Source organism: Vibrio sp. YT-15, from assembly GCF_033337445.1.
Classification (GTDB): Bacteria; Pseudomonadota; Gammaproteobacteria; order Enterobacterales; family Vibrionaceae; genus Vibrio; species Vibrio alginolyticus.
Genome location: NZ_JAWOQR010000001.1, coordinates 501,833 through 525,402, shown reverse-complemented (window position 1 = coordinate 525,402; position 23,570 = coordinate 501,833). Strand labels below are relative to the sequence as shown.

The 23,570-nt window shown below is 44.5% G+C and carries 20 protein-coding genes; 9 read left to right on the top strand and 11 right to left on the bottom strand.

Features of this window, described 5'->3' with window-relative positions; translation table 11 throughout:
* Positions 1–89 precede the first annotated feature (89 nt).
* The 3 genes from R7D93_RS02245 (at position 90) to R7D93_RS02235 (ending at position 5,727) form a co-directional block, all read left to right on the top strand.
* On the top strand, positions 90–2,450 hold the full coding sequence (locus tag R7D93_RS02245) for a Lon protease family protein (protein ID WP_136976844.1): 2,361 nt from the start codon (positions 90–92) through the stop codon (positions 2,448–2,450).
* Between the two features lie 293 nt (positions 2,451–2,743).
* Positions 2,744–4,372, top strand: coding sequence for a methyl-accepting chemotaxis protein (locus R7D93_RS02240; protein WP_005375120.1), 1,629 nt, complete (start codon positions 2,744–2,746; stop codon positions 4,370–4,372).
* A gap of 395 nt (positions 4,373–4,767) precedes the next feature.
* Complete coding sequence (locus R7D93_RS02235) at positions 4,768–5,727, top strand: porin (protein WP_064354918.1); 960 nt, start codon at positions 4,768–4,770, stop codon at positions 5,725–5,727.
* Positions 5,728–5,850: 123 nt separating this feature from the next.
* Here R7D93_RS02235 and R7D93_RS02230 read toward each other — a convergent pair whose 3' ends face one another.
* A complete protein-coding gene (locus R7D93_RS02230; protein ID WP_042521645.1) occupies positions 5,851–6,597 on the bottom strand; it encodes a flagellar brake protein in 747 nt (248 codons plus the stop codon).
* A 127-nt stretch (positions 6,598–6,724) separates the two neighbouring features.
* On the opposite strand from R7D93_RS02230, the gene R7D93_RS02225 reads away from it, so the two are divergent.
* Positions 6,725–7,000, top strand: coding sequence for a GNAT family N-acetyltransferase (locus tag R7D93_RS02225; protein WP_005375124.1), 276 nt, complete (start codon positions 6,725–6,727; stop codon positions 6,998–7,000).
* On the top strand, positions 6,997–7,974 hold the full coding sequence (locus tag R7D93_RS02220) for an ecdysteroid 22-kinase family protein (protein WP_225495834.1): 978 nt from the start codon (positions 6,997–6,999) through the stop codon (positions 7,972–7,974). Before R7D93_RS02225 ends, R7D93_RS02220 begins: the two co-directional genes overlap by 4 nt.
* Positions 7,975–8,020: 46 nt before the next feature.
* Here R7D93_RS02220 and R7D93_RS02215 read toward each other — a convergent pair whose 3' ends face one another.
* Positions 8,021–8,521, bottom strand: a complete 501-nt coding sequence (locus R7D93_RS02215) for a GNAT family N-acetyltransferase (RefSeq protein ID WP_017820512.1) — start codon at positions 8,519–8,521, stop codon at positions 8,021–8,023.
* 395 nt (positions 8,522–8,916) lie between these two features.
* On the opposite strand from R7D93_RS02215, the gene napG reads away from it, so the two are divergent.
* The 4 genes from napG to R7D93_RS02195 all read left to right on the top strand — a co-directional run bounded on the left by napG (position 8,917) and on the right by R7D93_RS02195 (position 12,410).
* Positions 8,917–9,687, top strand: a complete 771-nt coding sequence (napG, locus tag R7D93_RS02210; protein WP_225495663.1) for a ferredoxin-type protein NapG — start codon at positions 8,917–8,919, stop codon at positions 9,685–9,687.
* Positions 9,687–10,541, top strand: coding sequence for a quinol dehydrogenase ferredoxin subunit NapH (napH, locus tag R7D93_RS02205; protein WP_065275473.1), 855 nt, complete (start codon positions 9,687–9,689; stop codon positions 10,539–10,541). The genes napG and napH overlap by 1 nt, the downstream gene beginning before the upstream one ends.
* Positions 10,542–10,740: 199 nt before the next feature.
* On the top strand, positions 10,741–11,922 hold the full coding sequence (locus R7D93_RS02200; RefSeq protein ID WP_005375129.1) for an MFS transporter: 1,182 nt from the start codon (positions 10,741–10,743) through the stop codon (positions 11,920–11,922).
* Between the two features lie 206 nt (positions 11,923–12,128).
* Positions 12,129–12,410: a YrhK family protein gene (locus tag R7D93_RS02195; protein ID WP_025768568.1), complete on the top strand. Its 282-nt coding sequence runs from the start codon at positions 12,129–12,131 to the stop codon at positions 12,408–12,410.
* Between the two features lie 122 nt (positions 12,411–12,532).
* Here R7D93_RS02195 and R7D93_RS02190 read toward each other — a convergent pair whose 3' ends face one another.
* The 9 genes from R7D93_RS02190 to deoD all read right to left on the bottom strand — a co-directional run bounded on the left by R7D93_RS02190 (position 12,533) and on the right by deoD (position 23,222).
* On the bottom strand, positions 12,533–13,372 hold the full coding sequence (locus tag R7D93_RS02190) for an energy-coupling factor transporter transmembrane component T family protein (protein WP_033906719.1): 840 nt from the start codon (positions 13,370–13,372) through the stop codon (positions 12,533–12,535).
* On the bottom strand, positions 13,369–15,108 hold the full coding sequence (locus R7D93_RS02185) for an ABC transporter ATP-binding protein (RefSeq protein WP_213966373.1): 1,740 nt from the start codon (positions 15,106–15,108) through the stop codon (positions 13,369–13,371). The genes R7D93_RS02190 and R7D93_RS02185 overlap by 4 nt, the downstream gene beginning before the upstream one ends.
* Before the next feature lie 6 nt (positions 15,109–15,114).
* Complete coding sequence (locus R7D93_RS02180) at positions 15,115–15,663, bottom strand: ECF-type riboflavin transporter substrate-binding protein (protein WP_005375133.1); 549 nt, start codon at positions 15,661–15,663, stop codon at positions 15,115–15,117.
* A 335-nt stretch (positions 15,664–15,998) separates the two neighbouring features.
* Positions 15,999–17,129, bottom strand: coding sequence for an HlyD family secretion protein (locus tag R7D93_RS02175; RefSeq protein ID WP_005375134.1), 1,131 nt, complete (start codon positions 17,127–17,129; stop codon positions 15,999–16,001).
* Complete coding sequence (locus R7D93_RS02170; RefSeq protein ID WP_005375135.1) at positions 17,129–17,509, bottom strand: DUF3302 domain-containing protein; 381 nt, start codon at positions 17,507–17,509, stop codon at positions 17,129–17,131. Before R7D93_RS02170 ends, R7D93_RS02175 begins: the two co-directional genes overlap by 1 nt.
* A 244-nt stretch (positions 17,510–17,753) precedes the next feature.
* Positions 17,754–19,337 (bottom strand): GGDEF domain-containing protein, encoded by a 1,584-nt coding sequence (locus R7D93_RS02165; protein ID WP_053307917.1) that lies wholly within the window; start codon positions 19,335–19,337, stop codon positions 17,754–17,756.
* Complete coding sequence (locus R7D93_RS02160) at positions 19,321–20,805, bottom strand: hypothetical protein (RefSeq protein WP_213966372.1); 1,485 nt, start codon at positions 20,803–20,805, stop codon at positions 19,321–19,323. Before R7D93_RS02160 ends, R7D93_RS02165 begins: the two co-directional genes overlap by 17 nt.
* Before the next feature lie 166 nt (positions 20,806–20,971).
* Positions 20,972–22,441, bottom strand: a complete 1,470-nt coding sequence (locus tag R7D93_RS02155) for a hypothetical protein (protein ID WP_005375138.1) — start codon at positions 22,439–22,441, stop codon at positions 20,972–20,974.
* A gap of 70 nt (positions 22,442–22,511) precedes the next feature.
* The gene (deoD, locus tag R7D93_RS02150) at positions 22,512–23,222 is read right to left on the bottom strand and encodes a purine-nucleoside phosphorylase (protein ID WP_005375140.1); all 711 of its coding nucleotides are present in this window, start codon (positions 23,220–23,222) and stop codon (positions 22,512–22,514) included.
* Between the last annotated feature and the right edge of the window lie 348 nt (positions 23,223–23,570).

Below are 23,570 nucleotides of genomic sequence, written 5' to 3'. Positions count from 1 at the left end.
AATCAATCTAGGGTGGAAGGTAAATCACTTAAAATTAAGCAAATAATCTCTACACTCAAATAACGAAAATAAGAAAAAAGGAAGTGGATATGGCAATACTAAGATTGGAAGCTAAGCAGCTATATTCTGTAGCAGATCTAGAGAATATGCCATGTAAGTCGACCAAGGAGTTACCTCCAATTGATGAAATCGTGGGCCAAGAGCGCGCGCAAAAAGCGGTCGAGTTTGCGATGTCCATCAAAGAGAAAGGGTATAACATCTACGCCATTGGTCAGAATGGGCTAGGTAAACGCACCATGATCTTGCGCTATCTGAATCGTCACCAACACGATGCAGCAGCCCTGTTTGATTGGTGTTACGTTGCGAACTTTGAGGATACCCGTACACCAAAGGTATTAAAGCTGCCTTGTGGTATCGGAAATAAGCTACGTGTTGATATTGAAGCTTTAATGGGCAAATTATTGAATGCTTTACCCCTAGCATTCGACAATGAAATGTACTTTAGCCGCGCTGAGCGATTAAAAAATCAATTGGCAGCTAAGCAACAAAACGAGCTGGATCGTATTAGTCGAGAGGCAAAAGAAAAAGGCATCAGCCTAACACTGACTACACAGGGGGATTATCAGTTTGTCGCCATGAACGGTGATGAGCTTCATACGGAAGAGTCTTTTGATGCACTAAGCAAAAAAGAACAAGAGCAATTCAGCGATGCTATTGATGAACTCGAAGTGCGATTGCGCTCGATGGTTCGTGAGCTTACGGAGTGGGAAGAGACATACAGCGATAAAATCAAAAAGCTCAATGATGAAGTGACGCTTGATGTGATTACTCACTTCATCAAAAAACTCAAAGTGGATTACGCGCAATATTCCGAAATCAAAACCTACTTAACTGAGCTGCAAAAAGATATTGTTGAAAACGCAGATATCTTCCTTGACCAAAGTGGCGAGCAAGGCGAAATTGCGACGGCATCCTTGGATAAAAAATTGCCACGTCGTTATAAAGTGAACGTCTTGGTAAGCCGTAAAAGCAGCGAATTTCCTATCGTTGTTGAAGAAAATCCCAACTATCATTCACTCTTCGGGTCGATTGAGACTGCCACTTTCAAGGGAACGGTGTTTACCGACTTCTCGCTGATTCGCGCAGGGAGCTTGCATAAGGCGAATGGCGGCGTTCTATTAATGGATGCTCAGAAAGTACTTGAACAGCCTTACGTTTGGGATGGTTTGAAGCGCGCATTGCGTGCTCGTCAATTGAGTTTTACGTCTCTAGAAAAAGAGGTCACATTGACGGGGGCGGTATCACTCGATCCTGAACCGATTCCGCTTGATATCAAAATTATCTTATTTGGTGATTACCGAACTTACCAATTACTCCAACATTACGATCCAGAGTTCAGCGAGTTGTTCCGTGTGACGGCAGATTTCGAAGACGAAATGAAACGTACGCCGGAGTCTGAGCTGCATTACGCGCGCTTTATCTCTAGCGTGGTGCATGACAACAATATGCTGCATTGCGATCGCAAAGCCATTGCTCGGATCATCGAATACAGCTCACGTTTGTCTGGCGACCAATCCAAGCTATCTCTACATTCGGCTAATATCGCCAACTTGCTTCGAGAGTCGAACTACGTGGCTCGTCAAGCCAACTCCAACATGATCCGTATTGGGCATGTTGAAGAGGCGCTCAATAACCAAGAAATGCGAGTAAGCCGATTACGCGATAACGTAATGGAAACCTTTATTAACGGCACAACGCTGATTCGCACCGAAGGAGAAGCCGTAGGCCAAGTGAACGCACTTTCGGTATTGAGCACTAGTGACTACATGTTTGGTGCACCGAATCGCATCACAGCGACGACGTGTTACGGTGATGGGGATGTTATCGATATCGAGCGCAGCGTGGATTTGGGTGGCAGTATTCACTCTAAGGGCGTAATGATTTTGTCTGCCTACTTATCTTCCGTATTTGGTAAAACGGCACGAGTGCCATTAACGACAACCATTACCTTTGAGCAATCTTACGGTGGTGTTGATGGTGATAGTGCCAGCATGGCTGAGTTATGTGCGGTTGTGTCTGCTTTTTCAAAGCAACCAAATCGACAAGACATTGCGATAACAGGGTCGATGAATCAATTTGGTCAAGCTCAGCCTATTGGTGGCGTAAACGAAAAGATCGAAGGCTTTTATGATGTGTGTGTAATTAAAGGTCGTCATGACGGGCAGGGGGTCATTATTCCGCGCTCTAATGTTCACAATCTAATGCTTCGTTCCGACATCGTGAAAGCAGTCGAAAAAGGTGAGTTTAATATTTGGGCGATTGACCATGTTACTGAAGCTATCGAATTGTTTACGGGGAAAGTTGCTGGTGAGCCAACCGATGAAGGCTCTTATCCAATCGATACCATTTTTGGCCTTGCTCAAGCTAAGCTCAATTCGTTGAGAAAATAGGCTGAAACCGTCCTAAATGTGAATGTATCTCATCATAAGTGATCATAATTTATCATAACGACAATATCCCGACGCCACTGTCGGGATATTGTCAATAACAGATTGAAAATGGAGAGTTTTTGTACTAGACAAAAGTGTGATCAACCTCTAATATTCGCCACTTGTTTATTCGTCTGGGATTTATCCCGTCGCAAGGAAGCATAGATATTCAAACTGCCGAAAAGTAACGTTGTTATAGGCACTGCTCGAGTTTGTTTGGATATAGACATCACGCATACAACTGAGGCCCTGTCATGCAGTTATCACTGAAAAATTTGTCAGTACGAACGCAAATTTTGGTTCCGGTATTATTTACCGCGATTGTTTTGTTTATTGCTCTTTGGATTACTAAAAACAATCTTCAAGCAGAGCAAGATGTTATTGCTTCCAACCAAGAATCTTTGGTTTTTCACAAAGACACATTGGCGAGTATTGACGACCAAATTTACCCTCTGCGCATAAGCGCGGTTTACGCTATTTACGATGCTTCTCGTCGTGAGAATTTTCTAACCGAATTGAAAGAAGGCTTAAAGCAAGTTGATGCCGATTTAAGCGCAATTGAAGCCCGAAACCTATTCCGTGACGATGCCGTTAAAGTTCGCCAAGCAATTGAATCCTATGTGCGATATTCAGAGCGCTCAGTTGCTTTCTTCAACCAATACGATCAAGGTTTGAAATCGGATAGCGAGTACCGTGCATTTGTCAAAGAGTATCGCAATGTTGGCCGAGAAATGGTCCAACAAATTAACACACTATCAAAGCATGTAAACGAGCAAGCTGAACAATCTACTATCAGAAGTCATCAGCAAAATGAACGTGTGCAAAATAACGCTATGTTGACGGTTTTAGCGGTATTTGCTTTCTCATTGATAGGCGCTTGGTTCCTATCTGGCATGATTGTTACACCAATCCAAAAGCTGCAAGAAGTGATGCGTCAGTTAGCAATGGGTAATCTATCAGTACGTGCAGATGTCGATGGGGACAATGAGATCTCTAAGCTGAGCAAAGATGTAAACCAAACCGCAGAGCAGTTATACAACACTGTGGACCAGTTAACCCGTATTAGTGAGGAAGTTGCATCTGCATCGACCGAATTAGCTGCGGTAATGACGCAAGCGGAAGCGAACGCTCAACAAGAGTTAGCGGAGATCGAGCAAGTTGCATCTGCGGTTAACGAGCTTGCAAGCACTGCGAATAATGTGAGTGATAACGCGACCTCTGCTGACGCAACCGCGCGTGAAGCTGATGGACTTGCTCAATCAGGTTTGGCTATCTTCCAAGAAAGTGCGGAAGCAAGTGCGCAAATGTCTCAAGCATTGAACGATGCAGCGCAAGTTGTTTTGCGTCTAAAAGAGCAATCTGTACAGATCAACGATGTTATTGAAGTGATTCGCGGCGTATCTGAGCAGACCAACTTGCTAGCATTGAATGCTGCGATTGAAGCGGCGCGAGCTGGTGAATCTGGTCGTGGTTTTGCGGTAGTAGCTGATGAAGTACGCATGCTAGCAGCGCGTACTCAAGACTCGACACAAGAGATCCAAACGATCATTGAAGAGCTTCAAGCGCAGTCTGGGCTGGCGAATGACAGTATGCAAGTCAGCCTTGATATGCTTAGCCGCAACAACGAGCTGACGCAACAAGCGAATGAAGCGTTGGTTGGAATTACCGAGTCGGTCGCCAACATCAACGATTCAAACACGCAAGTAGCAACCGCAGCCGAAGAGCAGTCTCAAGTTACTCAAGATATCAATCGCAACGTGGTTAACATGTCGGAGCTTGTAAACCAAAACGTAGCGGGCATCAGCCAAAGTGCAAGTGCGAGTACTGAGCTTTCATTACTTGCAGAGAAGCAGAAAGAGCAATTAAGTTTCTTTAAGCTTTAATTCATCATCTACTTATCAAATCTCTAAATCCCTGAGTGAATGCTCAGGGATTTTTTGTTTGTAACAATCGGATTTATTATCAATAAGTCTATCTAAAACAGTCAGTTAACAAGTTTTTTTGCGGGCAATATCACGTTTTGTGATATTGTTTTTACATTTTTTTCGTCAATTTTTTTTTGACGCGAACATTTTTTTTAACTCAACCGATAACTTGATGGTTGAGAGGTATTCATATCGTCATTTTAAGTGGTGTTTTCTTCTATAAGCGCTGTTTATTCAACACGTTGCGTGAAAAATAACAGCTGCTACTATGCCGCCAGTTTTCTCGTTGGTACAGAAAAGTCCTGTTTTTCTGGTGAGAAAACACATATAAAACAATGATATGGAAAATAAAAATGAAATTAAAAACTTTAGCTGTAGCAGTGGCGCTAATGGCATCAGGATCTCAAGTTGTCGCTTCAGAACTATACAACCAAGATGGCACTTCTCTTGAGATGGGCGGCCGCGCTGAAGCGCGTCTTTCTATGATGGATGGTAAGGCAGAAGACCGTACTCGCATCCGTCTTAACTTCCTAGGCAAACAGGAAATCAATGAAAACCTATACGGCGTTGGTTTTTGGGAAGGTGAGTTCAAAACAAAAGAAGAAGGTGCCGTAGATAACAATAGTGATCTTGAAACTCGTTACGCTTATGCAGGTCTGGGTGGCAAATACGGTGAAGTAACTTACGGTAAAAACGACGGCGCACTAGTGGTTCTTACTGACTTTACTGACATTATGGCTTACCACGGTAACACAGCAGCACTTAAACTGCCTGTTTCTGACCGTACAGATAACATGCTGTCTTACAAAGGCCAATTCGAGCAACTAGCTGTACGCGCTAGCTACCGTTTTGCTGATCGCACAACAGATGCACAAGGCTTTACAGACAACGAGGAAGATGGCTTCTCTCTATCTGGTGTTTACGCGTTTGCTAACACTGGTTTTGAACTAGGTGCTGGTTACGCAGATCAAAACGACAGCGATGAGTTCATGCTGGTAGCTGCATACTCTGTAGGTGACTTCTACTTCGCTGGTAACTACACTGGCGCGGATATGGATGTTGCAGGTAAGACTTTTGATTACAAAGGCTACGAACTAGCCGCTGCTTACACTATGGGTCAAACTGTATTCACTTCTACGTTCAACAAAGGTGAACTAGAAGACGCAGATACTGTAGAAAACCTAGCTGTTGATGTAACTTACTACTTCAAGCCTAACTTCCGTGGCTACGCATCATACAACTTCGATCTAATGGATAACGAAGGCGCGGCTGAAAAAGATGAGCTAGCGCTAGGTCTACGTTACGACTTCTAAGTCATGACTCTTATCTAAGATACTGCCTTATTCTTAGTAAATAAAACCCCTTACTGAAAAGTAAGGGGTTTCTTGTTTTCTAGCACTTCAAAGCTTCTTGATAAGCGATAGGGGTTATCAAATCTATCTTTTTAGTGTGAGCTTAGTACCATCAAATTTGAGGTGACTGAGGAGGTTTTTAGCGTTGTTTTTACCAACCTCATCAAACTCCATTCCGTAGCGAGCATAGTGCGTTGATTTTTGTAAATTACAAATACGACCTCGCAACGGCGCTAGCATACGACTTTCTCCGGGCATCGTTAGATCCAATGAAACGTGGTCACCAACCTGAAGTGGCCGGCTCATTGGTGATGTTACAAAACGACAGCCACTACGAGATAAATCTCTTATTTCGCATTCAGTTCGATAGGCTTCTAAACAAACACGCGCTCTCAAATTTACTTCGTAACGCACTTCTTTGCGAAGCTGAAAGACCTGCATAGTGTTGGGTAGGTCTAGCACCAAAATTGGGTACGGATCGCCTAGTCGATGCTGCAATTGGGCCCGAAATGGGATAACGGCCCCTTCACCTCGATGAGAGTAGGCTTTTACATTGATCCAAAAGCCTTCCTGAAAATAGAACTTCAAGTCTTCATCAGAGATGTTCGGAACCTCTATCAATGCAGTATTATTTGAGTGACAGCCAACAAATGTGCTGGTTGTAATAAACTTTGTACCAACGGGGGTGGTGACGTTTAAGCTCACTTCACTGCCGTGTTCGACCATTGCCATTGCATCGGTGCTATTTAATGTACTTGCCTGACGTTCTGGTGCCTTCTTGCTTTGCAGAGGTAGCTTGCCGTCTCTGGCAATTGGGCTCATATTTCTCATTATAATTGTCGTACCTGATGTAAGAAGGTAATCGCGTGAGGCGAAGCAGCACTCTCGCATGGTATCGATTTTATTCAGTGATATAGTTTGATTCAATCAATCTGTAACAAAAATTAGAGAGCAAGATATGCATAAAGTAACTCATGAGACCACGAATAGTACATTCTGGGTTGATTTAGAGCAGGGTTATAAAGCCAAGGTGATTTATCAGCTTAAGGGTAATGTCATGCACATTACATCAACGGTTGTTCCTGAAGCACTGCGAGGTAAGGGGTACGGAAAAGTGATGATGGAAGCGGTGTTGCCAGAAATTGAGTCACTCGGTTATCAAATCAAACCAGTTTGCCCATATGTTATTCACTACATGGAGAAGAACCAAACGTGGTCACATCTGCTCACATGATGAGTAACAACCACCAACGCTACCAAAATATTGGCCAGGAACTCAATCTCGGTAATTACCGCTCTGTAGAAGTCATACAATCGCTATGGGGAGGCTATGGGGAGTTAGTCCGAGTTACTTATTCTACTGGTTCAGTGATCATTAAGCATGTAAAACTCCCTAAGCCTTCAGAGCATCCTAGAGGCTGGAATACGGACCGTTCTCATCAAAGAAAGTTGCACTCTTATCAGGTGGAAGTGAATTGGTATGAGTATTTTTCCGGAGGGGTGGATACTCGCTGCCGAGTACCACAAGGTCTAAAAACGTTCCAATCGGAGAATGAATGGCTCGTTGTGATGGAAGATCTCGCCGAGGTGGGCTTTCCAAAAGTCATCACAGATGCACAGCTAGAGCATCTACAAGCCTGCCTCACTTGGTTGGCGAACTTTCATGCGCGATACATCGATGTTCGTTCGGATAAGTTGTGGCATACCGGAACATACTGGCACTTAGCAACCAGACCCGACGAGCTTGAAGCATTGCAAGACACTGAGCTACAAAATGCGGCTCAATTGATTGATCAAACGCTTTCGCAAGCTAAGTTTAAAACACTAGTACACGGTGATGCCAAATTGGCGAACTTCTGTTTTGATGAAGAAGAATCAAGCGTTGTTGCGGTTGACTTTCAATACGTTGGATGTGGGTGTGCAATGAAAGATGTGGCACTGTTTATGAGTAGCGCCGTTAAGCCAGAACGTTGTGCAGAGATGGAAGTTTGGGTTTTGGATACGTATTTTGCTCAGTTGCAACACGCGCTAATGGGCTATCAACCGAATCTTGACCCTAATGAAGTCGAGCGTGAATGGCGTCCTTTGTTTGCTGTGGCTTGGGCAGACTTTCAGCGCTTTGTGAAAGGTTGGAGTTCCGACCACTGGAAGATCAATCCCTACACAGAAGCATTGACTCGCAGAGCGTTGGCTTACTTACGAAAGTGAGTCAAAGTTTAAAAAGAAAAGCCTCCAATTAGTAGGAGGCTTTGTTTTATCTTTGGCCTGGTCTGATGCGCGCCATGTAATAGGTATTGATGAATTCACCATCACGGAAGGAACCGTCAATCGCTTCACCTTCAATTTGAAATCCATGCTTTTTATAAAGCCCAATGGCGGCGTCGTTATCGGCATTGACCTCTATCTGAATTCTTCTCACATTTAACCAGTTATCTGCTAGTTCAGTGACTGTTTCTATCAATTTGCTACCAATACCGAGTCCATGGAAACTATCATGTACTCCGATGCCAAACGATGCCGTGTGCATCGTTCTTGGACGTAGAGAGTGGTGAAAGCCAATATTTCCGACGACTTTACCATCAATTTCAGCGACATAGCTATAAACACCATCAGGTATGTTTGACAATCTTTCCACCCACATCGCGAGCGAAGGCTTTGGGAGTTGCAGGGTTTCACGTTGTGCTTTTGGTTGTGAATAGATTTCTACGAGTGCCGCTGCGTCTTCGACGGTCGTTGGACGTACGATAATTTCCATGCCTCTCTCCTTCGCTTTTTAGTTTTAATTTTTAATCTAACCACAGTTTTCTTATTTGGATAGTGTTTTTTTATGTTTAATGGATAAATGCCTTTTAAATTAGCTTGTTATGATGTCATTTTTTGAATTTTTAGTAGTGGTTTATCATCGAATTGAGCGAGTAGATTGCAAAGGTGTTGAATTATTGTACTGAGAATGGCGCGTACTGCAGAGTATCGTGGTGAATTTCATGTCGCAGTAAATAAACGCATTTAGTCAAACTGTGACGACGGCACTGTGCGTCAGTTGACTTGAATCAATAGAGGATGGGGTTACCTCCTATGAGGTATAGGGAAACGACACGTTTAGGGCTATTTATGCTTAACTTGATAAGGGAGTTTTGTTGAGGAAATAGCATGAAATCCTCTCAGTCTAAAATATCGCAAAGTCGGCGCCGATTTTTGCGTGATACAGCTCGAACTGCGGCTGGTGTTGGCGCAGCTGCGTGTGTATTGGGCTTACAATCGCTACAAAGCCAAGCTCGAGAAACCAAAGGTGTGCCTATTCGTCCGCCTGGTGCACTGCCGGAAGGCGATTTCGAATCAGCTTGTATTCGATGTGGCTTGTGTGTTCAGGCATGTCCTTACGATACCTTGAAACTTGCGACATTACTTTCACCCGTCGCGACTGGCTCACCTTACTTTACTGCACGCGATATTCCCTGCGAAATGTGCGAAGACATTCCTTGTGTTGTCGCTTGTCCGAGTGGGGCGCTGGCTCCGAAACTAACCGATATTGATGATGCTCGAATGGGTACAGCGGTTCTTATTGACCATGAAACTTGCCTTAACTGGCAAGGGTTACGATGCGACGTTTGTTATCGCGTTTGTCCGCTGATTGATGAAGCCATCACATTAGAGATGGTTCACAACGACCGAACCGGTTATCACGCCAAACTTATCCCAACAGTGAATTCCGAAGTGTGTACCGGATGCGGTAAGTGTGAACAAGCGTGCGTGTTGGATGTCGCTGCTATTAAAGTCGTCCCGACGGATTTGGCGAAAGGCAAAGTGGGCAGCCACTACAATTTTGGTTGGAAAGAGATCGACAAACCACTCGAAAATATCCTTCCTAGTGAGACGCCTGTGCCGGAAGGTACGCTTGAATCGCTAAAAGGAGGTAAGTAATGGCAAAGAATTTAGCTCAAAATGCTGGCAAAGAAGCGCTTGAAAAGCTTGGTTGGTGGCGCGCGCATCGGTTTTTGATTTTACGTCGGCTATGTCAGTTCACCATCATTGCGCTGTTTATGGCTGGGCCGACGTTGGGAATTCTAACTGGTAATCTGTCATCAAGTATGTTGCTCGATACCGTGCCGTTAAGTGACCCGTTAATTGTGCTTCAAGCTTTGGCGACAGGGCATGTTCCGGAGTTTAATGCGTTGTTAGGCGTAGTGATTGTCGTTGCGTTTTACGCGATTTTGGCGCCGCGCGCATTTTGTGCTTGGGTGTGCCCGTTGAACATCGTTACAGACTTGGCGGCGTGGCTGCGTCGAAAGCTCAACATTAAAGCGAGCTATCGTTGGTCTCCCGTGATTCGTTATTGGCTGATCCCTGTTTTGATGTTGGGCAGTGCGCTGTCTGGCGCAATTCTTTGGACATGGTTAGATCCGGTGGCGGCACTGCATCGCGGGTTGGTGTTTGGTATGGGCGCAGGTTGGGTGTTGATCGCCCTAGTGTTCGTGTTGGATTTACTCTTGGTTGAGCATGGGTGGTGTGGGCACTTATGTCCACTGGGGGCTACCTATGGCGTGATAGGCCGAAAAAGCCTGTTGCGCGTTACTGCTGTTCGGCGCGAAGATTGCACCAAATGCATGGATTGCTTTTACGTTTGCCCAGAACCAGAAGTGCTTCGGCAGCCTTTGAAAGAGGGAGATCGTCGAGTTATGGATCAAAACTGCATTAGCTGTGGTCGTTGTTTGGATGTATGTCCAGAACATGTGTTTGAATTTAAAAATCGCCTATCAGTAAAAGTCATTGATTAAGCCACTGAGCACATTTACTCATGCTTTATTTCTCTTGATACTTGAACATCGCGCTTAGCCAAGGAGTTAAGCGCGATGTTTATCTTCATAACAATATCCCTCAGCCATATCTGCTTGCTCTGGGCTGAAAATAATAATGATATTGCGAATTTGTTACATTTAAAGCTATGATGATGCCTTCATATTTAAAGGAAACATCATGACTACCTCATCGCACGGCTGGAGAACGCCGCAAAATTTCCTCCTGTTAATTTCCATTATCGTGCCCATTGCTTTTTCTACCTGGATGGCGTTGTTGAACAACTTTGTTATCGAGAAAGCAAACTTTGATGGTGCCGACATAGGCCTATTGCAAAGTGTGCGCGAAATTCCGGGTTTTTTGGCCTTTACCGCCGTGTTTGTATTGCTGTTTATCCGAGAGCAACGCTTTATGCTCGTCTCTTTGGCGATGCTTACGCTTGGTACGGCATTAACAGGTTATTTTCCCACTTTGTACGGTCTACTTTTTACAACCTTGTTAATGTCCACCGGCTTCCATTACTTTGAAACACTCAAGCAGTCTTTGTCTTTACAATGGCTATCTAAAGAAGAAGCGCCAGAAATGCTGGGTAAGTTTATTTCTGTTGGAGCTTTGGCTTCTCTGTTTACCTACGGCGCCATTTGGGTTTCGCTCGAACAGCTCAAACTTGATTTTAAAACGGTCTATTTAATGGCTGGTGGTTTAGGTTTTGTGCTCATTTTGGTGATGGCATTTGCCTTCCCACAATTTAAGACAAAAGTGCCTCAGAACAAGAAGCTCATCCTGCGTAAACGTTACTGGTTATACTATGCGCTTACGTTTATGAGTGGAGCACGCCGTCAAATTTTTACGGTGTTCGCTGGCTTCTTGATGGTAGAAAAGTTTGGTTACTCCGCCGCAGATATTACGTTGCTGTTCCTGATTAACTATGTCTTTAACTTCTTGTTTGCGAAGCGAATAGGCCGTTTTATCGGCGTTGTTGGTGAGCGCAAAGCGTTGATGTTTGAATACGTCGGTTTGATCTTCGTGTTCGTCGGGTACGGTTTGGTGCAAACGGCAGAGTGGGCGGCAGCATTGTATGTTGTCGATCATTTATTTTTCGCGTTAGCGCTTGCGATTAAAACCTACTTCCAAAAAATTGCCGATCCTGCCGATATGGCGTCGACCGCAGGCGTTGCGTTTACGATTAACCATATTGCTGCAGTTGTAATACCTGTTACGTTTGGTGTCATCTGGCTTGTTTCACCTGCGAGCGTATTTTACATCGGCGCTGGTATGGCAGCAGTGAGCTTGCTGTTGTCACTCAATATTCCAGCGAAGCCGGAAGAAGGCAACGAAACTCGCTTGTTGAAGTGGAGTTAAGTTGGCACTCACTATCTAATCATTAAAGCGAATACCTGTAATTAGACTCGCTGAAAAGGGTGCTTATGCGCCCTTTTCTTTTGATTGCAAATAGATAATCCCCCCAATGGTTGTCAATGCATGCTACGTCCGTTAGGGTTTAGAACTAAGTATTTCGAAATAACTTGGGCATAACTGACGCGAAACAATAAGAGGGGAGCTATACAGTGCAGATACATGGCAGAGAGTTGGATTTAGATCTAGGAAGCCGTCACATCGTTATTCAGCGCCGCTATGAGGCGTTAGGTGCTGCAAACGACCTACTCATTGCTATTTGGTTTTTAATTGGTAGCTTTTTCTTTTTGAATGATTCGTTGATTGAAAGTGGTACTTGGCTTTTCATCGTGGGCAGTGCGCAGTTGATCATTAAGCCCCTGATAAAACTGATGAGTTTAGTTCATGTTGGTCGTTTGAATAAGCAACTTTCTGGCACATCAGCGAGCCGCTGAAATTACCGCTTCTTTTGAATACTTGCAAGCAAGAAGCCAGCAGGCGAGTTATCGAGGGGAAAGACGGAAGATAACGTGGTCACAACACTAACCACGTTATGTTCAGTTTGAAGCTTCAGAATTTAAAACGGATACCAGAACAGTTGTGTGTCCATCACACGCTTGCTGATTGCAGCAATCACTATCACCGCAATCCCAGCCATGCAGATCATATCGGCTTTGGTCAGTGGTTTTAAGCTGTACCAAGTGCGAGAGGAGTGGCGGCCAAAACCACGTAGCGTCATCGCGTTTGAGATTTGATCGGCTCTGTCTAAACTAGAGAAAATCAGAGGTCCAAGAATCTTCGCGACGTTCTTCATACGAGTGAACAACGGAGCCTTCTTGCTCAGTTCTACTCCGCGTGCTTGTTGCGCGTGCATGATGTTAACAAAGTCCTTTTTCACTTCCGGCAAGTAGCGCAGCGTTAAGCTTACGGCATAGGCGATTTTGTAAGGTACACCCAAGCGGTTCAAGCTGGCTGAAAACTCCGTCGGGTGAGTGGTAAATACAAACACCAACGCGATTGGAAACATGCTGAAGTATTTCAACGTCACTGTTACTAGGTAAAACAACGTCTCTTGAGTGAGCGAGTAATTACCGGGTAACGAGAGTAAAACCGTTGATGAGCCCATGAACTCAGTACCTTGTTGCGGTGCTAACGCGAACATAAACAGGGCATTGATCAGCAATACCGTGCCTGTACCGAATAACAGCGGTTTGTAGACATGAAAGGGCACTTTGGTCATTTTCAATAAGCCTACACCAAGCACGATCAACAGCGCGATGATTCGCAAGTCAAATGTGGTCAACACCACCGTTACCCAAGCAATGAAAAGCAAGAACTTAGTAATGCCATTCAACTTATGAAGTGGTGATTGGGTATCGATGTAGTTGATACCAAACTTCATCTTATTGTCTTTCATGCCACAGCTTTCTCTGGTTGGTTTACTTCGCCGCTTTTTCGTTGGCGGTGCGCTTTTTCTACATTGATAAAATGCTGCATAAAGCCATTGGTGTCTTCGATGCCAACTTTCGTAGCCAACTCAAACAGACTTGTTGTGGTGAGGTTTGCTTGGTCTAGTAGCTCTGGACTGCTGAATACCTGCGTCATTGGTGCATCCGCGACTAATTTACTGTCTGCAATCACGATAGAGCGCGTGGTGTATTCGAGCACTAAATGCATGTCATGAGAGATGATCATCACGGTTACGCCCAACTCGCGATTGAGCTTTTCGATGAAACTCAGCATAGACGTGTAGTTTCGATAGTCCTGACCTGCCGTCGGTTCATCAAGGATCAGAAGCTCTGGTTCCAATACCAAAATTGACGCAATGGTTACGCGCTTTTTCTGGCCGTAGCTCAATGCTTCGATTGGCCAGTGACGGTATTTGCTCAAACCGCACAGCTCAAGGACTTCAAATACTTTAGCTTCGATTTGTTTCTCTTCAACGCCACGATTACGGAGGCCGAAGGCCACTTCGTCGAAAATCATGTGATGGGAAATCATGTGATTCGGGTTTTGCATCACCACGCCCACTTTCTGGCTACGCTCGAAGATGGTCAGTTCGTTAAGATCTTGACCATTTATGCTCATTGAGCCGCTATCCGCTTCAATAACGCCCATAATCAGTTTGGTGATGGTCGATTTACCCGAGCCATTTTTGCCAAGTACAGAGACAAACTCGCCACGCTTGATGTCAAAACTCACGTCTTCTAACGCGTTTTTCTCACCGTCGTAAGAATAGGTGAGGCCACGGACTTCAAACAAAGTCTCGGCTGGCGTTTTAGGTGGTTGTGCTGTTGAACCATCAAACCATGCTTGTACTGCCGGTTTATATAGCTCCAACGGTAATGTAGTTAAGCTAGAAGGTTTTGCATCGCCCTCAATCGCGCAGCCTGCTTCTTTCAGTGCTGAAATATAAAGCGGTTCGCGGATGCCGTAATCTTCTAGCAGAGGCGACGCTAAAATTTCATCTGGCGTTGTATCGGCAATGATTTTGCCGCTTTCCATCAAGATAATACGGTCAACTGAGCAATGCAGAACGTCTTCAAGACGATGCTCAATGATTACGATGGTTTTGCCCGTTTCGCGGTGTAGATCATCGATGATCTCGATGGTTTTTTTACCCGTTTTAGGGTCAAGCGCAGCTAGTGGTTCATCAAACAAAAGGATATCGACGTCATCGACGAGAATGCCCGCCAAAGAAACACGCTGTTTCTGCCCGCCAGATAAATCGTGGGGTGAGCGATCTAACATCTGTTCCAAGTCGACCATTTTGGCCGTGGCTTTGACCAATGGGTACATGTCGATATTTGAAGTTAGCTGGTTTTCCAGCGCAAATGCGATGTCTTCGCCAATGCTCAAGCCGACAAATTGGCTGTCCGTATCTTGCAGTACGGTGCCAACTTGCTCAGTGTATTGGTGCATGTCGAAAGGGGCGGTGTCTTGACCATTGATGGTCAATGTTCCACTGGTTTCCCCTTTGATTGCGTGTGGGATCAGTCCGTTAAGACATTGCCCAAGGGTAGATTTACCACTACCACTTGGACCGATAATGACGATTTTCTCTCCTTTCTCTATCCTTAGATTGATATTTTTTAGCGTCGGTTTGTCCAGCGACTCATATCTAAAAGAGAAGTTAGAAAATTCGATTGTCATTCGACATTAAGCCTCTGTTAAGTTACGGCTTTGCTTGTTACGTTTAGCGACAGACTTAAGAATGAAGAAGCCAACAATAGCAATAAGAATGGTGTTACCGATCGCGATAATAGAAAGCTGGGTAAACACTTTAGTGAACGGTTCTGCGTATAAAATCGTGTCGAGGAATGCAGAGCAACCGTAACCAAATACGTTGCCTAATAGCGCAAGTACTACGAATAACGCGAAGTCTTTCATATTGAAATCACCTTTCTCCAAACGGTAGCGCGTTAGAGAAGGGAATAGACCGATAATCAAACCAACAATACCTGAACCAAGTACCCAAGTGAGCCATACGCCCCAACCTGCAAATAGGTCAGTAACCCAGTGACCAATAAAACCAACCAAGAAGCCAACAAGTGGTCCAAATAGTACTGAGAACAATGCTAATACTGCCATTGCTGGTTTTAGCGTTGTGTTTGCAAACACAGGGATGCCAAACATAGGTAAGCCGCCGATACCGTAAAGAGCAGCACCGATTGCAATAACCACAACAGTTTTAGCGGAAAGATTCATAGATAACCTCAGTTCAATAGTCGATTTTAAAGAACGTTCATTTATATTGTTGGAAAGCGTTAGTTATTTGATTGTGTAACATATATTCAAAACAACCAAGCTGCTTATTGTTTGCTCTATTTTTCTTCAGGAAATGTGTGATTTGATTCACGCATCCCTTTGACTGGCTTTGGTTTTAGCAAGCATTAAAAATAAGGCGCGCATTATACAGAATATTAATAAAAGTGGGAATGCTATCTATCTGGATGGCTAGAATGAATCAGGGGCTGATCGTCAGCCCCTGATTACACGGTTTGATGTTATTTTTACCGATAAATGAATGCGCTATATGTTCATTAATGGTCGAGGTATAAATAGTTCTGCCAGCTCTTCATACGAATAAGAACTTTGCGCATCACTGATACGTGAGTAAAGCTGTCTGAATAAACTGCAACTTCAACCGCAGTACCCATTGGTAGGTGGTATCCACTCAAGTCGTCGGTAATTTTCAGCTTCGCAAAAACACGTCCGCTCGTGCGCAAGGCATCAGTCCCGAGCAGAGCGCCTCGCGCTTGAATTTGGCTTTCACCAATGGCTGGAATCACGTCAATGACTTCGCCACGGAACACTTTGCCCGGGATAGCGCGGAACATAAATTCTGCTTCAAAGCCTGGCTTCAAGCGTTGTAATGAGTTCTGTCTGAATGCCGCGGTGTACGTAATGTCTTCTGTATGGACGAAGGTCATTGCTGGGGCAAGCGGTAACGGCACAGCCATCACTCCAGGACGTAAAGCCAATTGCGTAACGTAACCATCGGTTGGCGCACGAACGACGGTTTGCTCTAAGTTAAACTCTGCTTTACGCAGCTCGGCAAGAAGTTGCGCGACTTGGGTATTTTCGCCTCCGATTTCAGAGTCCAGAGCGATTTGCGCTTGTTCTTGTTGCAAAATCGCAACGTCTAACATGGCTTCTGCCGCTTTATACGCTTGGCGTCGAGTATCCAAATCTTGTTCAGTAAACGCGCCACGATCAAAGCCCCTTTGATATCGGCTAAATTCCCTTTGTGCTTTATCTCTGTCCGCTTGCGCTTTCAATACAGCAGCTTCTGCTTCTCTTAGATCAGACTCTAAACCCAGGGCACCTTGGCTTGCTTCTTTGACTTTCGCTTCAAGGCGAGCAACTTCTGCTTCAAAAGGCACAGGATCGATTTTGAAAAGAATATCGCCCGTTTTGAGCGGTTGGTTGGCCTGGACTGGCACTTCCACCACGCGGCCACGCACGCCAGAGACGATAGGCGTAGTCGGGAACACTTGGTTACCTAATTGAGTAAATGGGTGGTTGTAGTTCATAAGCAGCACGAGTGTGCCCACTAACACTACGCCGCCAAGTACGGCGGTTGGAACGGTCCATTTGTTTAGAGGAATATTGAAAATTTTAAAAATGGCAATACAAAGAGCTGCGTAAGTCAGAATCAGCAATAAGTCCATTATTCGTCCTCTTTACTTTGTTCAGGCAAAGGCTTTTGCTGAATCTTTTGTTGTTTCAACATCGATACTTCGTTTTTGAGTTCGTTGACTTCATCGATGAGTTCTTCAAGGCGGTGATGAATGTCGTGTGTTTCTTGTTCTAGTTGTTTAAAACCCCAGCCGCGTTCCTTGCGCCATAATGTTGCCCAGATCCATAAAAATGGCCACAGCGCATGCAAAGTGAAAAGGCTGACCCAGCCAGCGTAGTGAATTGCGTCTTGGTGCGGGTGCTCTCTCTCTTTGGCGATTTCATATGGAATATCATGAATGACAATGATTCCGTAAAAGATCACTAAAGCAACGAAGATGAGTAACCCAAGTGCAAAATAGTCTAGAAACATCTTACTTACCTGTGCGTATTGCGAAATGGAAAATCTACGTAAATTAACAATTTAAGTATTTGTCTTAACTACAGATGAATCAAGCGGTTTTTATGTAGGAATTATGTTTATGCGATGTAAGTATCCACTGATGTTTATTGGCAGTTAAGGTGTTGCTGAGTACTTATTTAAACAAGCAGTGAAGTGATATAGGAAGGATAAGTAAAAAGTATACTAAAGCCCCAGGTGTCAACCGGGGCATGGTTTAAAGTTCGGTACAGACTTGGTTTCTGCCATTGGCTTTGGCGCGATAAAGAGCTTTGTCTGCACGATAAAAAGTTCGCTGAGTATTCTCGCCTTCTCGATGCAAGGTAATCCCTATGGATACGGTCAGCCCCCGCTCACCAAGAATATCGTCCCAACCATATTGATAAATCCGTTCACGATAATTCTCGGCATGCATTTCTGCGCGTTCCAGTTGGGTATTCTCAAGGATCACGAGGAACTCTTCACCACCAAATCGTACGCACGATGCGCCTTTAAATCTGAAGTAGGACGCCAGTTCCTGTGACACACTTTTGATCGCTTTGTCGCCCACCAAGTGGCTTAGTTCGTCATTGATGGATTTGAAGTGATCGATATCGATGACCATCAATGCAAATGCAGTATCGTGCAGAAGTAGATCTTTTAGTTTAACTTCTAACCAGCGTCGGTTGTGTAAAGACGTAAGTGGATCGGTAAAGACGTCCTGCTGTAGCTGAGCAACAGTATTTTTATGCTGCTTGGTGGTTTCTTTTAGTTCTTTGTTTTCTAGCTCTGACAAAATGAGTTTGAGTTGTAACTCAAAGCGTGAAAGTCGGCGTAGTTGAGCAGACCCTAACTCACCGATCGGAATATGTTTTACAAGATCAGATTCGATTCTATGCGCTTTTTTTTCACAATTTAATGCTTCTTGATACAACCCTTGAGAGGCGTAAACTTGACTCATCGCGTTATAAAAATGCTGAGTAACGATAGGAGATAGCTGCTTTTGAATCCTTTTACTGATGGAGTCCAGCGTTAAGTTAGCTAAAGAAGTGTGCCCTACACCGTTTAGACAATACGCAGTCTCAATTTTGACCATCGTGGATAACCAGTATGTCGTGGCACTACCCGTTGTATACTGAACATTCGAAATAGCCAGCAACGCATTGGGGTAGTCTTCTTGCAGACGATGTAATTTGGCTCGGTAGAGGTGAATTTGCGCGGCGAGGTTTTTATCACTGACGAGAATGCTCAGTTCTTCACATTCACTCAGCAACTCTTTGGCGTCTGCGGTACGGTTTAAGCTGATATAACATGCAAGCATGTACAGCTTGTAACGAAGGCGTAGGGATCGACTGCCAATAGCGTGATCGATAGCATCTATTTTTTGATAATAACGTAATGCACGTTGGTGATCCCCATAGGCATCGCACAAATTACCCATTCCAATAATGGCCAATACGTACTCATCAATATAGCCGTACTCGACGGCGATATTGGTTGAAGCAACATACTCGGTTAATGCCGCATTGTAGTCACCTACTTCAACTAAACGCTCACTCAAGCTTGCTTTCACAGAAAGAATATCTTCCACATCTTCTGGTAAAACAAGCAACTCAAGCGCTTGTTTCAATTCACTAATGCTGTCGTTGAGCTGTTTGATCTCTCTTCGATACTCGGCGCTAATGATATAGCAATGCGCTTTCTCTCGGTTTGTTGACGCAATATGTAACCCTATGTGTTCCCATAGCGTAATCGCTTCTTCACCTGAAACGGAAGAAGGATCGATACCTGCGTCAGTCACCTTGCTAAGCAGTTGTTCCATTCTTCATTACCTCAATATAACTTTCTTCGAGCTGTTCTAACGTGAATGGGAAGGTCAGGATATCTTGCAAATACAGTATCGGTTTCGGGCCTTTGATTCTGCGTCGCTTCCATGGATAGATGTCTAACATCGCTTGGACAGTGCGGTAGACCTCTTCTGCTGCTTGACCTTTTTCTGCAATTAACATTGCTAGCCTGTTACTGGAAATTCTCGAGATGAGGTCGCTGGAGGTTGTCAATGCATGAACGAGCTCGGTACAAACATCGAGAACTTCGGGGTTTGAATGCTGAATCATAATGATGGCGTGGTTAGAGCGTTTGAGCTCCGTTTTAAACAAAACTAACTGTTCCCACCAGTAGGTCTCAGAAACGACATTAGAGAACTGTTTTTCAGGGTCGTATTCGTGTTGAGAGCGAATATGATTGATCAGCTTACGTGCTCGCTGCTCTAGTTGGCGTTTAGAGCCTCTTGCTTTATCCATGCTGATTCGATGAGTTTGTTCTTTGAGCATTTTGAGTGCGTGCTTACGGTATTTCTTGAACGCGTTAAACGCAGACTCAAAGTCACCTTGTTCTTCAGCGACTCGTGATTGTTGGAAGCAAATTTGGCTGAGTAGCTCACCGTGGTCGAAACTGAGTGCAGATTCTTCTGCTGCAAGTAGCAACTTGGCAGCGCTGTCTGTATTTTGGCGCAAAAGCTCAAGTCTTGCTCGGCTAATAAAAGAGTGTGCTTTCATCCAAACGAGGTCATGCTCAATGGCAAGCTGGTGGGCTTTTTGGGTGGCTTCTTCGGCCGCATCAAGGCGTTCTAGTCCAAGCAGTGCTAACCCTTTAAAGTCCCAGATCTCGGCTTGCCACGTACTGTCATCATGATCTTTTAATACTTCGGTTGCTCCATCTAGTACCGTAAGCATCTCGACAAACTTATTTAGTAAGTAATAGTCCCAAGCTAATAGGATGCGCGCTTTGCCTTCTAACCAAGCAATACGAACATTGTTTGCCACTTTAACGGCTAACTCATGAGTTGAAGCGGCAAGTTGGTGTTCATTAGTGATGCGCCATACATTACCAAGCCCAATTAGAGATTCGATTTGAATTTCAACATCATCAACAAGAGCAGATTGTTCGAGCGCATTAATCCAATATTGTTGCGCGGAATAATACTTTGCTTGGCCCCAATATTGGAGTGCAAAAAGATGGAGAATTTCCGGGAGATGATCGTCGGTTTCAAGCTGTGTTTGTTTGCTGTAAGCGTCTTTGACGAGTTTTAAGCCTTGTCGGTAATCCATTAGGCACCAACAGCATTGCGCCATGATGAGTAAGGCTTTGATCTCTCCGTCCACAAATAAAATTTGTTCCGCGCGGATACGATATTGCTGCGCAATATTAAAGGTATGTTTAGGGGCCGATTTTATTTGGCCTTTAAGCTTAGTGAGATCATCTTCTAGCTGAATTTGGTTTTTATCCAACGTTCACATCCATGACTATCGAACTGGAAATCACACCTAATATTAAGTGGTTAGATGCATGTTTCTTTACCAAAGCGATGCGGATAACGTTTTGGTAAACGATCAGGGGCCGTAATGTATACCGTTACAACCCCTAATTACTACATCTAAATTACCAATAGAATAGCTACGATAGGAGCTGTTTGATTGTCAAAGGTGCATCAGAGACTTCTAACCTTTGTGCAGCGGTAAGACCTTGTTTATCCTGATAGCACAAATTATGCCAAGCTCTGAATATATCTAAAAGAGGTAAAATACCAGCAGGTCGTAATTTGCGACGTGGCTCGTTAATGAAGCTTTCGAAAAGAATCTGAAAGCGGTTTTGATAAAACTTCACATGACGAGTTGTCGCAACGTTAAACCATTTTTCAGGCTCATTTTGATCGCCAGCGAGGTAGCAAATGCCTTTGTGGTTTTCGTTTTGACTAGAGATTGCCCAACGATCGCGCCACCAACTCATATAGGCGATATCGACTTTGCCAAAGGGAGTGCTCATGTCCCAACTAGCGTCCTCTTCTACGTACATCAAGTCGACACTTTTCTCTTTAATACGAGGTAAACAAACGCTCAGTGCAGCTGAACGTAGTAGGGGATCTTGAGGCATGTATAGAGATACACGTTTGTTTGGGCAGCACATATCAAGTACGTGCAAATAGTGTGCATACGAGGTGTATGGCGGACGGACTAATGCCCCTTTTGAAGGGTAATGAAATACAGATAGATTACCAAGAGGGTCTTCTACGTTACCGCGAGCCAAAATTGTTTGGTATTTTTGGTCAATTCGCTCTCTGAGGTGATAAGAAGGTTCCGCAAGCGGCTCACTTGCTTCCGCTACATACTCCTGGGAAACAAAACGAGACACCTCATCGTAAGGATTATGATCGAGCGTTGCGATTGGCTCTTCATCAGCGGAATAATTGACGTGCTGGCAAAGAATATAGCCAGAATGCGCTTCGCCAGAAACAATCCAATACACACCGTTATTGCTGTTCGGTTGCAATGCAATATAGTTTGAGGCCAATTCATAATGCGTTGCGTGGTTTACCCAGCGCGCATCAATGGTTGCAAGCTTGCGGCGGCAGCGGCTAGCTATATGGTCAACATGGTCGTAAAAGGTTTTTGGGTTAATACTAAGCTTACGGCAGATTTCTCGTACGGAATATCCCGTAAACAACAAGCCCATCAAGTTCTCTTGAAACTGAAGCTTCTTGTTGGCACCAGACCACTTGTCGACAAAGGTACTTTGACACACTTTACAGCGGTAACGTTGGCGATCGCCACTGTAACCGAAAGCGTGATAGAGGTGTTTGTGAGTGTGGACAGAAAGTCCAAAGTTGTCGCAATCATCATTACGGCAAGCAGGCAACCCGTCACTGTGGACGTGCCGCAGGCGATGAAGTTCGTTCACGACATCGCGATTATTAAGTAAGGGGGGGAAAGCTCCACATTCACGGCATACCATCGCCGGACGCTTAGGGTTCGCATGTTGCAGAACGTAACGCTTTGCATCACTCAATCCAAAGTTGTCACACGCCAATGTTTTACAAAAGTTGAGTTGTAACCCATCTGCGTCTTTTGGCAGTTCGCCGTTAGACACAATCGCCCCCTCGGGATAATTCGGGCAGCCAGCATAACTCTGGCTGCAAATTATTACTTACTATTTGTTCTTAGATGTTGATTGCAGTTTCTAGTGCAACTTTCATCATGTCGTTGAACGACTTCTGACGCTCTTCTGAGCTTAGTTTTTCACCACGGATGATGTGGTCAGAAACTGTCAGGATAGTCAGTGCTTTCGCGCCTAGGTCAGCTGCTACGCCGTAGATACCAGCCGCTTCCATGTCTACACCTAGGATGCCTAGTTTTTCCATCTTCTCGAAGATGTCTGCTTCTGGTGTGTAGAACAGGTCTGCAGAGAATACGTTACCTACTTTTACAGGCACTTCCTGAGCGCGTGCTTGGTTAACTGCTTCTTCTAGAAGACCGTAATCAGCGATTGCTGCGAAATCGTGGTTGTTGAAACGGATACGGTTAACTTTAGAGTCTGTAGAAGCACCCATACCGATAACAACGTCCATTAGTTTCACGTCGTCACGTACTGCGCCACAGCTACCCACACGGATAACGTTTTTCACGCCGTATTCAGCGATTAGCTCGTGTACGTAGATACAGCAAGACGGGATACCCATGCCGTGGCCCATTACAGAAACTTTTTTGCCTTTGTAAGTGCCAGTAAAGCCGAACATGTTGCGAACGTCACAAACTTGTTTCACATCTTCTAGGAACGTTTCAGCGATGTATTTAGCGCGCAACGGGTCGCCTGGCATCAGAACTGTTTCAGCGAAATCACCTGGTTGTGCGTTAATGTGTGGGGTTGCCATAAGTGCTCTCCAAAGTTTTGTTTTGATAAAACGCCTCTATTATAGAACGCTATTACCAATTCTGTTGAACTTGTTCGTTTTCGTTGAGGCAATAATATCGGGACGTACAGTAGCCCCTTGAGAGCTTAGTCACAAAAACCACGCATTTAGAAACTGCAACTCCTATTGATAACTAAATCTGTTGAAACCAAAAGAGCAATCGATTTGCTTTTGAGCAGTTTGTCGATTGCGCGCACAAATTCTTTGTTTTTGGGCCAAACTTTTTTCTGAAAGCTGGTTGATCGAAATACTTTCGAGTGAAGTAAAACGATTAAATTGTACAACTTATTTTCTTGTACAATCTGGAAA

Coding starts and splice junctions, on each gene's coding strand:
- R7D93_RS02215 (WP_017820512.1), bottom strand. CDS start 8,521: ATGGAAATTATCGTACGTCCAACGACCGTCGAAGACGCAGCGGCACTC.
- R7D93_RS02240 (WP_005375120.1), top strand. CDS start 2,744: ATGCAGTTATCACTGAAAAATTTGTCAGTACGAACGCAAATTTTGGTT.
- R7D93_RS02200 (WP_005375129.1), top strand. CDS start 10,741: ATGACTACCTCATCGCACGGCTGGAGAACGCCGCAAAATTTCCTCCTG.
- R7D93_RS02230 (WP_042521645.1), bottom strand. CDS start 6,597: ATGAGAAATATGAGCCCAATTGCCAGAGACGGCAAGCTACCTCTGCAA.
- R7D93_RS02235 (WP_064354918.1), top strand. CDS start 4,768: ATGAAATTAAAAACTTTAGCTGTAGCAGTGGCGCTAATGGCATCAGGA.
- napH (WP_065275473.1), top strand. CDS start 9,687: ATGGCAAAGAATTTAGCTCAAAATGCTGGCAAAGAAGCGCTTGAAAAG.
- deoD (WP_005375140.1), bottom strand. CDS start 23,222: ATGGCAACCCCACACATTAACGCACAACCAGGTGATTTCGCTGAAACA.
- R7D93_RS02245 (WP_136976844.1), top strand. CDS start 90: ATGGCAATACTAAGATTGGAAGCTAAGCAGCTATATTCTGTAGCAGAT.
- R7D93_RS02190 (WP_033906719.1), bottom strand. CDS start 13,372: ATGAAAGACAATAAGATGAAGTTTGGTATCAACTACATCGATACCCAA.
- R7D93_RS02175 (WP_005375134.1), bottom strand. CDS start 17,129: ATGGACTTATTGCTGATTCTGACTTACGCAGCTCTTTGTATTGCCATT.
- R7D93_RS02185 (WP_213966373.1), bottom strand. CDS start 15,108: ATGACAATCGAATTTTCTAACTTCTCTTTTAGATATGAGTCGCTGGAC.
- R7D93_RS02220 (WP_225495834.1), top strand. CDS start 6,997: ATGATGAGTAACAACCACCAACGCTACCAAAATATTGGCCAGGAACTC.
- R7D93_RS02165 (WP_053307917.1), bottom strand. CDS start 19,337: ATGGAACAACTGCTTAGCAAGGTGACTGACGCAGGTATCGATCCTTCT.
- napG (WP_225495663.1), top strand. CDS start 8,917: ATGAAATCCTCTCAGTCTAAAATATCGCAAAGTCGGCGCCGATTTTTG.
- R7D93_RS02170 (WP_005375135.1), bottom strand. CDS start 17,509: ATGTTTCTAGACTATTTTGCACTTGGGTTACTCATCTTCGTTGCTTTA.
- R7D93_RS02180 (WP_005375133.1), bottom strand. CDS start 15,663: ATGAATCTTTCCGCTAAAACTGTTGTGGTTATTGCAATCGGTGCTGCT.
- R7D93_RS02225 (WP_005375124.1), top strand. CDS start 6,725: ATGCATAAAGTAACTCATGAGACCACGAATAGTACATTCTGGGTTGAT.